This is a genomic window from Polaromonas sp. P1_F4 (genome assembly GCF_056405675.1).
Genome location: NZ_JBFUBP010000008.1, coordinates 198,770 through 211,578, shown reverse-complemented (window position 1 = coordinate 211,578; position 12,809 = coordinate 198,770). Strand labels below are relative to the sequence as shown.

Genomic DNA, 12,809 nt, shown 5'->3' with positions numbered 1-12,809 from the left:
TTGTCAGTTACGTGCCCAACCGCTCGGCGTGCTGGGTGATGTCCAGGCCGTCGCTCTCGGCGGCTTCGCTGACGCGCAGGCTGACGATCAGCGAGGTGACCCACAAGGCCAGTGCCGTCATGAACAGGCTGTAGAGCATGACGGCGCCCGCGCCGATCGCCTGGGTCATCAGGCTGCCCTCGACACCGGAGATGGCCTTGCTGGCAAAAATGCCGGTCAACAGCGAACCCACAATGCCGCCCACGCCGTGCACGCCGAACACGTCCAGCGAATCGTCGGCGTTGAGCAGGCGCTTGAGGCCCGTGGCACCCCAGTAGCAGGCCACGCCCGCCACCAGGCCAAACACCAGGGCCGCGCGCGGCGAGACAAAACCCGCCGCCGGCGTGATGGCGACCAGCCCGGCGACCAGGCCCGAGCACAGTCCCAGCAGGGAAGGACGCCCGCGAACAATCCATTCGGCCGCCATCCACGAGAGAGCGCCCGCGGCCGCCGCGATGTGCGTGACGGCCATCGCGAGGCCGGCCCGGCCGTCGGAGGCCACGGCGGAGCCGGCGTTAAAGCCAAACCAGCCGACCCACAGCATGCCGGCACCGGCCATGGTCAGGCCCAGGTTGAAAGGCGTGAATGGTTCACGGCCGTAGCCGTGGCGCGGCCCGAGCGCGTAGGCACAGACCAGCCCGGCAATGCCGGCATTGATGTGCACGACCGAGCCGCCGGCAAAGTCCAGCGCGCCCATGCGCGCCAGCCAGCCATTGGGCTCCCAGACCCAGTGGGCAATGGGTGCGTAAACGACGACGGTCCACAGCGACATGAACACCAGCATCGCGGAAAACCGCATGCGTTCCACAAACGATCCGACCACCAGCGCGGCCGTGATGATGGCGAAGGTCAGCTGGAACATGGCGTAGACCGACTCGGGAATGTTGGGCGCGATATGGCTCACGGCCACCTTCTGCGCGTCCTTCACGTAGTCCAGCCCGGTGAACCAGAGCCGCTCGGGACCCCCCAGATAGTGCCCAAGCGCACCTTTGCCGGGCGTGAAGGCGATGGAGTACCCCACCGCAAACCAGAGCAGGCTGACGACAGCACAGATGGCGATGACGCAGGCCATGACGTTGAGCACGCTTTTCTTGCGCACCATGCCGCCGTAGAAAAGGGCGATGCCCGGCAGGGTCATGAGCAATACCAGTGCGGTGGAGGTCATCATCCAGGCAGTGTCGGCACCATTGAGGGTCTCCACGCCGACCAGCCCTGGCTGCGTCAGCGGCGCCGGGGCTGCCGCAGGAGGCACAGAAACGGGCGCAGAGGCCGCCGCCGCCGGGGCCGGAGGAGGCGCAGGAACCGTGGCCGGTGCAGGGGACGGTGCGACTTCCGGAGCACTGGCAGTGACTGCTGGCGGCGCCACTGCCGGGGGAGCCATGGTCTGTGCTAGGGCTTGCTGGCATGCCAGGCCCAAGCATAAAGACATACCCAAGGCCAGAAATCTGTTCATATGCATACGGTGCCCGCCTGTTCAATCAACCAACAATTGGTAACAACAGGCATAAGTCGTGCCAATACCGCAGTAGCTCGTGTGATGGGACTGCAACGGAAAATATGTACTGCAAAAGTGCGCAAACGATTGGCGTGGTGCCCCAAAAACATCCACAGAACCAGCGGCCGCCCAAAGCCCGGGGCCGGGAAACCCCCAATGCACTGGGACAGTGCGCCCGCTATATTGGATGACTTGCTGACGAGCCTTGCTGCTCGCAACGCGAGGAGCCGAGGAGACACGAGAGAGTCATTAAGAAGTACACAAGCAAAGCGGCATTCCACAAGAGATGCAGATTTGCAAAAAGCGCTGGCAACCCCAGCGCTTTTTTTATGTCTTCGCCCTGATGAAGTCATCCCCAAAAAAACCTCGTCGGCCTTGGCTGACGAGCGCCACCAGCTATCTATTTGATAGCATGAACCCATTCAGTGCGATGAGACAATCCGGGCCATGGAATTGTTGATCGTCTCGTTGGCCTCCCTGCTCGCCGGTTTTGTGGACTCTATCGTCGGGGGCGGCGGGCTGATTCTGGTGCCGGCCCTGTTTGCGGTTTTCCCCACCACGCATCCGGCGACCCTGTTTGGGGTCAACAAGGGAGCTTCTGTCTGGGGCACCGCGGTTGCCACGGCCCAATATGCCCGCCGCGTGGAGCTTCGCTGGGCGGCACTGCTGCCGGCGGCCGCCGCCGGGTTTACCGGCTCGCTGGCAGGCGCCTGGCTGGTCACCGTCATCTCCCCGGGCTTTTTGCGCAAGGCCCTGCCCTTTGTGCTGCTGGCGGTGTTGCTCTATACGCTGGCCAGGAAGGAGCTGGGCCGCCACCACACGCCCCGCTTTACCGGGCATGCCGAAACCGCGGCGGCCTGCTGCATCGGGCTGGTGCTGGGGTTTTACGACGGCTTCTTCGGCCCGGGCACCGGCAGCTTCTTTGTATTTTTATTTGTGCGCTGGCTGGGTTATGACTTTTTGAACGCGTCGGCTTCGGCCAAGCTGCTCAACACCGCCACCAACCTTGCGGCGCTGGCGCTCTTTGCCTGGAAGGGCCATGTCTGGTGGCATTTCGCCCTCACGATGGCGGTGGCCAACGTGGCGGGCAGCCTGCTGGGCACCCGCCTGGCCCTCAAACATGGGGCCGGTTTTGTGCGCGGGGTGTTTATCGCCGTGGTCAGCTCGCTGATCCTGAAAACCGGTTTTGACGCATTTGCGCGCTGACTGTGCGCAGGCCGTTTGCTATTGATTTAATAGCTGCCTGCGCACGTCCTGTATGGGTTTTCGGCGAATTTCGCTTGAAATCCTGCCATCACCGTTTAATGACCAAATTGGCGTTCAGCCCAATAAGGACGGGCACAAGTCGCTATCAAATAGATAGCAATAGTCAGCTCAATCGGGGTTGATGCCCGCCGCCGCCATGGGTGGCGGGAGCTTGCTGAGCGCCTCCGCAATCGCCGCCGTCCTGGCTTTGGCGGCAGCGGCGGCGGCGGCGTTCGTGGGGCCGGGAGAAGCGCCTGCTGCGCCGGCCGACAGCTGGCTGGCCACGTCGGCGGCCTGGCGCGGCTTGCCGATGGGCGCTGCCGCCAGCCCCTTCTGCACCGCCACCATGTCTTCCTCGCTCGGGTACTGGCCCAGCAGCACATAGTCAAAAACACGCCGTGCAATCGGCGCCGCCACCCCGGCACCCCAGCCGGCGTTTTCGACGATCACCGCCAGCGCGATCTTGGGGTCTTCGGCCGGCGCAAACGCCATGTAAACAGCGTGGTCGCGCTGGTACTCTTCCATCTTGCTGCTGTTGTACTTGTCTTTCTGGCCGATGGTGACCGCCTGGGCTGTGCCGGTTTTGCCGCCGCTCAGGTAGCCCGCGCCGGCAAACACGCGGGCCGAGGTGCCTTCCTGGGTGACGCCGACCAGGGCCTTGCGCACGATCGCGATGTTTTCAGCCTTGTAGCCCAGGTTTTCCGGCGCGTCGGCGGGCAGCGGGTGCATGACGCGCGTCACCGGGTCCTGCGTGCCGATCACCAGCCGCGGCCTGTGCTTGACGCCGTTGTTGGCCAGTACGGCCGTGGCCTGCGCCAGCTGCAGCATGGTGAAGGTGTTGTAGCCCTGCCCGATACCCAGCGAAATGGTTTCACCGGGGTACCACTTCTGGTGCTCCGGCTTTTTGTAGGCTTTGCGTTTCCAGGCCTGGCTGGGCAGCACGCCCGTGACTTCGCCGCTGATATCGATGCCGGTGATCTGCCCAAAGCCGAGCGGCTTCATGAAGTCGTGCATGGCGTCCACGCCGAGCTCGTTGGCCAGCGAGTAGTAGTACACATTGCTGGACTTCACGATAGACCGGTACATGTCGACCGCGCCCAGCGCAATGTCGCCGTGGCTGCGGAAGACGTGCCCGCCGAAGCTCCAGGAGGCGTTGTCGTTGACGATGAAGCTGGCTGAACGCTTTCCGGTTTCCAGCGCCGCCATGGCCATGAAGGGCTTGTAGGTGGAGCCCGGCGGATAGGTGCCGCGCAGCGCGCGGTTAAGCAGCGGCTTGTCCAGCGAGTCCCGCAGGTACTGCCAGCTCTCCGTGTCGATGCCGTCGACAAACAGGTTGGGATCGAACGTCGGCTTGCTGACAAACGCCAGCACGTCGCCGGTCTTCGGGTCCATCGCCACCAGCGCGCCGCGCCGGTCGCCGAACATGTCTTCCACCAGCTTTTGCAGGCGGATGTCCAGTGAGAGCATAACGGTGTTGCCGGGCGTGGCCGGGTTGCTGGCGAGTTTGCGCATGGCGCGGCCACCCGCCGAGGTCTCCACCTGCTCGACACCGGTGGTGCCGTGCAGCTGCTGCTCAAAGCTCTGCTCGACGCCGAGCTTGCCGATGTAGTCGGTACCGCGGTAGTTGCCTTCGTCTTCGCTGCCTTCAATGATTTCTTTTTCCGCCTGGTTGATACGGCCGATGTAGCCCACCACGTGGCTGCCCAGCTCGCCATAGGGGTAGCTGCGAAACAGCCTGGCCTTGATGTCAACACCCGGAAAACGGAAACGCTGCGCCGCAAACCGGGCGACTTCTTCGTCGGTCAGGCGCGTGCGTATGGGCAGCGATTCAAAACTTTTGGATTCTTCGCGCAAACGCTTGAAACGCCGCTTGTCGCGCACCTGGATGTCGACCACCTTTTCCAGCGCGGCAATGGTTTCTTCCAGGTTGTCGACCTTGGAAGGCGTGATTTCCAGCGTGTAGGCCGAATAGTTGGTGGCCAGCACAACACCATTGCGGTCCAGGATCAAACCCCGGTTGGGCACGATCGGCACGATGGCCGTCCGGTTGCTTTCGGCCTGCTCGTTCAGGTCGGCATGGCGGTACACCTGCAAGTACACCAGCCGCGCCGCCAGCAGAGAAAAAGCACACAGCACCGCAAAACTGGCCACCAGCACCCGCGCGCGAAAGCGCGACAAATCCGCTTCAACGTTGCGCAGCTCAGTCATGATGATGCGACTCTAAAACCGCCAAAAAGTGCCCGCAACACCTGTTGCTGCAAAGGCGATGCGAAGCGAGCCGAAAAAGGCCAGCATGAGCCGCGGAACTGGCTTTGCCAGGCCGCTGGCGGGCGGCCCCCTCGGGGGGCAGGGAACACACGAAGTGAGCGACCGTGGGGGCCATATCTAGCGTGGGGGCCATATCTAGAGTGGCCTGTTCTGGTCAGGGTCGGGCGCACGGCGCTGCGGCACCAGCAGCAGTACGCTCACCACCGGCCACAGAACGGCCTCCACCAGCGGCGCCAGCAGCATGATCCAGCCCGGGAAAATGCCGCCGCCGATCATGCGAATCACCAGCTCCACGCCGTGCGCTACCGCAAACAACGGCAGCACCTGCACAGCCTGCGACGGCACCGTGAACCAGAGCAGGCGACGGTGGATCATCGTGGCAAAGAAGCTCAACGCCGTATACGACAGCGCATGCTGACCGAGCAGCGAAGACTGGTGCACGTCCATGCCCAGACCGAACATGAAAGCCACGCCGATGCCGACACGCAGCGGCTGGTGCACGTTCCAGAACACCAGCACCAGGGCCAGGAAATCGGGCATCCACGGCACGCGGCCCAGGGGCAGCATGTCCAGCAGCAGCGCCGCGATCAGGCTGCACCAGATGAAGACGGGGTTAGCCGGCAGCAGCAGCTGCTGGCCTGATCGCATGATCATGTTGTCACTCCCTGCATGATCATTTCGAAGCCCCCTTCTTCTTGGGCGCGGGTTCGGGTGTGTCGTCGGGTCGCGGCGGGATCTGGCCGGTGCCGGGCTTGACCACGATGACGTGCCGCGCACCCGTCACGAGCGCCTGCGGTGTGCAGAAAATTTTTGCGAACGCCGATTCCGCGCGCCGCTCGATGCGGCTGATTTTGGCCACCGGCAGGCCGGCCGGGTAGACGCCGTCGACGCCGCTGGTGGTCAGCAGGTCGCCCTGCTGCACATCCGAGTTGCTGCCCATGAAGCGCAGCTCCAGGCCGCTGCCCGAAACGGTCGGGTCGCCATAGGCCACGCTGCGCGCGCCGGTGCGCACATTGAGCACCGGAATCGCCAGGTCGCGGTCGACCAGCAAGGTCACTTCGCTGACCAGCGGATGCACGCGGGTGACCTGGCCCAGCACGCCGGACTCGTCCAGCACCGGCGAGCCCAGGTCAACGCCCTGCGCCATGCCTTTGTCGATGATCACCTTGCGGGTGTAAGGGTCCGCAGCGTCGTACAGCACCTCGGCAGCCATCACCGGCGTGCCGAGCTGTTCACGCAGGCCCATGAGCTTGCGCAGGCGGTTGTTCTCCTGCGTGAGCTGCTCGACCTGGCCGGCGCGCAGCGACTGAAGCGCGAGCTTGCGACCGGCTTCTTCGCTGCTGGTCTTGGCTTGGTTCAGGGTGGTGAAATATTCACCGCTGCTTTTGACAGCGCGCACCGGTTGCAGCGCCAGCCATTGCACCGGATAAAGCGCAGTAGCCAGCGCGGCGCGCACCGGCTGGGTAATGCGAAAACGTGTATCGGCCACCATCAGGAACAGCGACAGCGCGCTGAAAAACACCAGCTTGGACAGCGCCGAAGGCCCCTGTTTGAAAAAGGGCGGCGGGGATCTGTCGAGGGTTCCTAAAGGCATGGTTCGCTGTCAGGCTGGCCCCGCTTCATGCCCGGCGTGCAGCATGAAGTGAAGACGCTTATTCCGAGGTGAAGATGGAACCCAGGCGGTCCATGCGCTCCAGCGCAATGCCACAGCCGCGCACCACGCAGGTCAGCGGATCTTCGGCCACCAGCACCGGCAGGCCGGTTTCTTCGGCCAGCAGGCGGTCCAGGTCGCGCAGCAAAGCACCACCGCCGGTCAGCATCATGCCGCGCTCGGCGATGTCGGCGCCCAGCTCGGGCGGCGTTTGCTCCAGAGCGTTCTTCACGGCGCTGACGATGTTGTTGAGCGGGTCGGTCAGGGCTTCGAGGATTTCGTTGCTGGAAATCGTGAAGCTTCGCGGCACGCCTTCGGACAGGTTGCGGCCCTTGACTTCCATTTCCTTGACTTCGGAGCCGGGGAAGGCCGAACCGATGCTCTTCTTGATGGCCTCGGCGGTGGGCTCGCCGATCAGCATGCCGTAGTTGCGGCGGATGTAGTTGATGATGGCTTCGTCAAAACGGTCACCGCCGACACGCACGCTGCCCTTGTAGACCATGCCGCCCAGCGAAATCACGCCGACTTCGGTCGTGCCGCCGCCGATATCGACCACCATGGAGCCGCTGGCTTCCGACACGGGCAGGCCTGCGCCAATCGCGGCAGCCATCGGTTCTTCAATCAGGTACACATCGCTGGCACCGGCGCCGAGCGCGCTTTCGCGGATGGCGCGGCGCTCGACCTGGGTGGAGCCGCAAGGCACACAGATGATGATGCGCGGGCTGGGCTTGAACAGGCTGCGCGGGTGCACCATCTTGATGAACTGCTTGAGCATCTGCTCGGTCACGGTGAAGTCGGCGATCACGCCGTCTTTCATCGGCCGGATGGCCTCGATGTTGCCGGGGACCTTGCCCAGCATGGCCTTGGCTTCGTGGCCGACGGCCTGGATGGTTTTTTTGCCCTGGGGGCCGCCTTCGTGGCGGATGGCGACCACAGAGGGCTCATCCAGCACAATACCGCGGTCGCGTACAAAAATCAGGGTGTTGGCGGTGCCAAGGTCAATGGCCAGGTCGGTGGAGAAGTACCGACGGAATGATTCAAACATATGCAGGAGTCCGGTTGAGCATGAGCAAACTTCGTTGCTCCATCGCCTTTTTATTGATCAAGCAATTATGGGGAAGTTGAGCCAGAGGCGCTCTGAAATCTGCTTCCGGCACCTAAAAAACGCCTAAAGCCCGCATCCAACCCTGATTTCACACCAAAGGCGGGATAATAACGCATCCCCTATAGATCAATAGCTTTAGCCTGCCTGTTTTTTCAGCTTTACACCTCGTTTCAGCCCCTGTTTTCTGGTTTATTTTTCCCGTATTTCCTTCATCCCTACCCCATGGCATTGACACCCCAAGACATCGCCCGCGTCGCCAACCTGGCGCGGCTGGAATTGCGCCCCGACGAAACCGAGCACACCCTGGCCCAACTCAACGGCTTTTTCGCCCTGGTCGAGCAGATGGAAGCCGTCAATACCGAAGGCGTGGAGCCACTGGCCCACCCAGCCGCGGTGATCGGCGAAGTGGCCTTGCGCCTGCGCGAGGACATCGCCAGCGAACCCAACCAGCGCGAGGCCAGCCAGGTGAGTGCGCCCGCCGTGGAGCGCGGCCTTTTCCTCGTGCCCAAGGTGATCGAATGAGCGGCGCCATGACATCTTCTTCCGCTTCTTCTGACCTCCACGACCTGGGCGTTGCCCAGCTGGCCGCCAGATTGGCCGCCGGCGAAGTCTCCAGTGTTGAAGTCACGCAGCATTTTCTGGCCCGCATCCAGCAGGAAAACCTGGGCGCCTTCCTGGCCACCAGCCCCGACGTGTCGCTGGCGCAGGCCAAAGCCGCCGACGCGCGCCTCGCCGCCGGTGAGCGCACGCCCCTGCTGGGCGTGCCGCTGGCGCACAAGGACGTCTTCGTTACACGCGACTTCCCCACGACGGCCGGCTCAAAAATCCTGGAAAACTACCGCAGCCCCTTTGATGCGACCGTGGTGGGCAAGCTCGGCGCAGCCGGCATGGTCACGCTGGGCAAGCTCAACTGCGACGAATTCGCCATGGGCTCGGGCAACGACAACAGCGCCTACAAGCCCGTCAAAAACCCCTGGGACCTGGAACGCATTCCGGGCGGCTCCTCGGGCGGCTCGGCGGCCGCGGTTGCGGCCCGCCTGGTGCCCGCCGCCACCGGCACCGACACCGGCGGCTCGATCCGCCAGCCTGCGTCGCTCACCGGCATCACCGGCATCAAGCCCACCTACGGCCGCTGTTCACGCTATGGCATGGTGGCCTTTGCCTCCAGCCTGGACCAGGCCGGCCCGATGGCGCGCAGCGCGCTCGACTGCGCCTTGCTGCTCTCGGCCATGGCCGGTCCCGACCCCGACCGCGACTCCACCTCGCTGGACCTGCCCGTTACTGACTATGCTACTGATTTGATAGCTGCCGGCGCCCAATCTGCGGGCGCAAAACCGCTAAAAGGCTTGAGAATCGGGCTGCCCACGCAATTCTTCGGTGCGGGTTGCGCACCTGACGTGCTGGCCGCCGTGCGCGCCGCGCTGGCCGAATACGAAAAGCTGGGCGCCACATTGGTGGACGTGAGCCTGCCGCTGACCGAACTCTCCATCCCCGTGTATTACGTGATCGCACCGGCCGAAGCCAGCAGCAACCTGAGCCGCTTTGACGGCGTGCGTTACGGCCATCGCGCCGCCAACTACACCGACCTCAACGACATGTACAAGAAGTCGCGTTCGGAAGGTTTTGGCGACGAAGCCACGCGCCGCATCATGATCGGCACCTATGTGCTGTCGCACGGTTATTACGACGCCTACTACCTCAAGGCGCAGAAAATCCGCCGCCTGATCGCGCAAGATTTCCAGACCGCCTTCACACAGTGCGACATCATTGCGGGCCCCGTTTCGCCCACCGTGGCCTGGAAGATCGGTGAAAAGTCGGACGACCCGGTGGCCAGCTACCTCGCCGACATCTACACGCTCTCATCGAGCCTCGCCGGCCTGCCCGGCATGAGCGTGCCGGCGGGCTTCGGCGCGGGCGGCATGCCTGTGGGCCTGCAGTTGATCGGCAACTACTTCAAGGAAGCGCAACTGCTGGGCGCCGCGCACCAGTTTCAGTTGGCTACCGACTGGCACCTGCGCCAGCCCCCAAGCCTCCAGGTGATTTGACATGAGCCAGACCCAACCCACCGTCAACCCCTTCGCCGAAATGCAGGCCGGTCGCCCCACCGGGCCGCTGGTGCAAGGCTACGAAGTCATCATCGGCTTTGAAACCCACACGCAGCTCACGACGCAATCGAAAATTTTCAGCCGTGCCTCCACCGCCTTCGGCGCCGAGCCGAACACGCAGGCCTCCGCGGTGGACTTCGCTCTGCCCGGCGCTCTGCCGGTGATGAACAAGGGCGCCGTGCAGCGCGCCATCGAGTTCGGCCTGGCCGTCAATGCGCATATCGCCGAGCAGAGCGTGTTCGCGCGCAAGAATTACTTCTACCCCGACCTGCCCAAGGGCTACCAGATCAGCCAGTTCGAGATTCCGGTGGTGCAAGGCGGCAGCGTCGAGTTTTTCCTGGACGGCGAAAAACGCTCGGTGCGCCTGGTGCGCGCCCACCTTGAGGAAGACGCCGGCAAGTCGCTGCACGAAGACTTCATCGGCATGAGCGGTATCGATTTGAACCGCGCCGGCACGCCACTGCTCGAAATCGTGACCGAGCCCGACATGCGTTCGTCCGCCGAAGCGGTGGCGTATGCCAAAGAGCTGCACAAGATCGTCACCTGGATCGGCATTTGCGACGGCAACATGCAGGAAGGCAGCTTCCGCTGCGATGCCAACGTGTCGGTGCGAAAACCCGGCGCCGAGTTGGGCACGCGCCGCGAGATCAAGAACCTGAACAGCTTCAAGTTCATGCAGCAGGCCATTGACTATGAAGTGCGCTGGCAGATCGAACAGATTGAAGACGGCCGCGCGATCCAGCAGGCCACGGTACTGTTTGACCCGGACACGGGCGAGACGCGTTCGATGCGGACCAAGGAAGATGCCGCCGACTACCGCTACTTCCCTGACCCGGACCTGCCGCCGCTGGTGATCGGCCGTGACTGGGTGGAGAAGACCCGCTCTGAGATGTCAGAGCTGCCGCGTGTGATGGCCGCGCGTTTTGTGGCTGATTACGCCCTGCCCGAATACGACGCCGGCCAGCTCACGCAAAGCAAGGCAACAGCGGCTTATTTCGAAGCGGTGGCAACACTCAGCAAACAGCCCAAGCTGGCCAGCAACTGGGTCATGGGCGAGTTGTCGCGGCGGCTGAACAGTGAAGAGAAATCAATTGAAACGTCCACCGTCAGCGCAGCGCAACTTGCCAGCCTGATTGGCCGGATTGCCGACGGCACGATTTCCAACAATGCCGCCAGGCAGGTGTTTGATGCACTGTGGACGGGTGAGAGCCAGGACGTCGACATGGTCATCGAAGCCAAAGGCCTCAAGCAGATGAGCGACACCGGCGAACTCGAAAAAATCATCGATGAGGTTCTGGCAGTCAACGCCAAAAACGTCGAGGAAGTTCGATCGGGCAATACCAAGGCCTTCAACGCCCTGGTCGGCCAGGCCATGAAAGCCACCAAAGGCAAGGCCAATCCGGCCCAGGTGAACGAGTTGCTCAAAAAGAAGCTGGGCTGACCGTTCTGACAGCGTTAACAGCGGCCCAGGGGCGAGCCGCTAATTTTTTGCGGCGCCAGCAACACCACTGGCCGCAATGGCAGGCGCGCCGGCAACGGTCCACAGCTGCTTGAGCTTGGCCAGTTCTTCGTCAAACCGCTGGTTGACGCGTTTTTTTTCCTGCTCCTGGTCCTGGATGAACTTCTTCTGCACCAGGGCGCTGTTGTCGTTTTCCTCGATCCTGCGTTTCAGCGCAGGAGGTGCCTTGGCGGGGTCTTTCGCGTAGAACTCGAGCTCGCTGTTGATGCTCTTGCGCTGCTCGGCCAGTTCCACCGTTCTTTTGCTCGCAGCCTTGATGACCTCGTCGATCTGGGCTAGCGCGGTGATGCGTTCCTGGTCGTGCACTTCCCGGCGCGGATAGCGCAGCAACAGGGCGCGGTCACGCCGTTTTTCCTCGGCTTCGCGTGCGCGCACTTCGGCGGCGGCCTTCTCTTTTTCCTCAAGGGCGGTGCGCTCCTGCGCGGTCAGCGACGGGCCCACCTGGCGCTTGACCAGGCCGCTGGGGCCCAGTTCCTGTTGCGTGCGGTCTATGCATTCAATGATCGGGCGGTCTGCCGTGATCTTGCGGCCCTTGCCATCTACACAGGTGTAGATGTTCTGCGCTGCAACAGGGCCGGCCAGGCACATGAGTGAAATACAGGTGACCGTGAACGGGGTTCGCAGGAGCAATTCGAATCCTTAATTGACGCCGTATCGTTCCCGATAGGCCAGCACCGACTGGTAGTGCGCTTGCAGAGATAACGTTTCAGGAGCGCTTGTAGCCGACGTGCCGCCCTGCCTGGAGAGATACTGCAGCAAGTCGGTCAGGCGCGCAATCGCACAAACCTGCAACCCCAACTGATTCGTAACATATTGCACAGCACTGTGGTTCACATCCACACCGTTTTCGGTGGCCTTCTCCTGTCGGTCCAGCGCCAGGGCCACGGCGTGGGGAATGGCCCCGGCTGCCCGGATGATGGCAATGGATTCGCGGGCGGCGGTGCCGGCGGACATGACGTCGTCAATGATCAGTACGCGGCCCTTGACCGGGGCGCCGACCAGCGTGCCTCCTTCGCCGTGGTCCTTGGCCTCCTTGCGGTTGTAGGCAAACGGAAAATTGCGCCCCAGCCGCGCCAGCTCGACGGCCACCGCGGCAGCCAGTGGAATTCCCTTGTAGGCGGGCCCGAAAATCATGTCGAATTCAAGGCCACTGCGCTTTTCTTCGGCCAGCAGGTGGCGCGCATAGAATTGCGCCAGCCGGCCCAGCTTGGCCCCGTCGTCGAACAGGCCGGCATTGAAAAAATAGGGGCTCATGCGCCCGGCCTTCGTCTTGAATTGCCCGAAGCGCAGTACGCCCGACTCAACGGCAAACTGCACGAATTCCTGTGCCAGCGCACCGTCCTTGTTGTCCTGATCGCCCTTTTCGCCAGCCGTGCTCATTT

11 protein-coding genes are annotated in these 12,809 nt (G+C 63.1%); 4 read left to right on the top strand and 7 right to left on the bottom strand.

What is annotated here, in order from left to right; translation table 11 throughout:
- Positions 1–7: 7 nt before the first annotated feature.
- Positions 8–1,492: an ammonium transporter gene (locus AC1DYQ_RS17025; protein WP_477687759.1), complete on the bottom strand. Its 1,485-nt coding sequence runs from the start codon at positions 1,490–1,492 to the stop codon at positions 8–10.
- A gap of 489 nt (positions 1,493–1,981) precedes the next feature.
- Here AC1DYQ_RS17025 and AC1DYQ_RS17020 point away from each other — a divergent pair, with 489 nt between their 5' ends.
- Positions 1,982–2,740, top strand: a complete 759-nt coding sequence (locus tag AC1DYQ_RS17020; protein ID WP_477687758.1) for a sulfite exporter TauE/SafE family protein — start codon at positions 1,982–1,984, stop codon at positions 2,738–2,740.
- Between the two features lie 168 nt (positions 2,741–2,908).
- Here the strand turns inward: AC1DYQ_RS17020 and mrdA are convergent, their stop codons facing one another.
- From mrdA to AC1DYQ_RS17000, 4 genes are all read right to left on the bottom strand, one after another.
- Entirely contained in the window at positions 2,909–4,987 is a 2,079-nt protein-coding gene (gene mrdA / locus AC1DYQ_RS17015; RefSeq protein ID WP_477687757.1) for a penicillin-binding protein 2, read from the bottom strand.
- 195 nt (positions 4,988–5,182) lie between these two features.
- Positions 5,183–5,701, bottom strand: coding sequence for a rod shape-determining protein MreD (gene mreD / locus AC1DYQ_RS17010; protein WP_477687756.1), 519 nt, complete (start codon positions 5,699–5,701; stop codon positions 5,183–5,185).
- Positions 5,702–5,720: 19 nt separating this feature from the next.
- Entirely contained in the window at positions 5,721–6,641 is a 921-nt protein-coding gene (gene mreC, locus AC1DYQ_RS17005; protein ID WP_457281705.1) for a rod shape-determining protein MreC, read from the bottom strand.
- A 58-nt stretch (positions 6,642–6,699) separates the two neighbouring features.
- Positions 6,700–7,743 (bottom strand): rod shape-determining protein, encoded by a 1,044-nt coding sequence (locus AC1DYQ_RS17000; protein ID WP_457281706.1) that lies wholly within the window; start codon positions 7,741–7,743, stop codon positions 6,700–6,702.
- A 282-nt stretch (positions 7,744–8,025) separates the two neighbouring features.
- Between AC1DYQ_RS17000 and gatC the strand changes: the two genes are divergently transcribed.
- The 3 genes from gatC to gatB are packed head-to-tail and all read left to right on the top strand — an operon-like array spanning position 8,026 to position 11,349.
- Positions 8,026–8,325, top strand: coding sequence for an Asp-tRNA(Asn)/Glu-tRNA(Gln) amidotransferase subunit GatC (gene gatC, locus AC1DYQ_RS16995; RefSeq protein ID WP_477647946.1), 300 nt, complete (start codon positions 8,026–8,028; stop codon positions 8,323–8,325).
- A gap of 8 nt (positions 8,326–8,333) precedes the next feature.
- Positions 8,334–9,848 (top strand): Asp-tRNA(Asn)/Glu-tRNA(Gln) amidotransferase subunit GatA, encoded by a 1,515-nt coding sequence (gene gatA / locus AC1DYQ_RS16990; protein WP_477687755.1) that lies wholly within the window; start codon positions 8,334–8,336, stop codon positions 9,846–9,848.
- A gap of 1 nt (position 9,849) precedes the next feature.
- Complete coding sequence (gatB, locus tag AC1DYQ_RS16985; protein WP_477687754.1) at positions 9,850–11,349, top strand: Asp-tRNA(Asn)/Glu-tRNA(Gln) amidotransferase subunit GatB; 1,500 nt, start codon at positions 9,850–9,852, stop codon at positions 11,347–11,349.
- A 39-nt stretch (positions 11,350–11,388) separates the two neighbouring features.
- Here gatB and AC1DYQ_RS16980 read toward each other — a convergent pair whose 3' ends face one another.
- On the bottom strand, positions 11,389–12,015 hold the full coding sequence (locus AC1DYQ_RS16980; RefSeq protein ID WP_477687798.1) for a DUF4124 domain-containing protein: 627 nt from the start codon (positions 12,013–12,015) through the stop codon (positions 11,389–11,391).
- A gap of 51 nt (positions 12,016–12,066) precedes the next feature.
- Positions 12,067–12,807 carry an orotate phosphoribosyltransferase gene (pyrE, locus tag AC1DYQ_RS16975; protein WP_477687753.1) on the bottom strand — a complete coding sequence of 247 codons (741 nt, stop codon included), beginning with the start codon at positions 12,805–12,807 and terminating at the stop codon, positions 12,067–12,069.
- Positions 12,808–12,809: the final 2 nt, after the last annotated feature.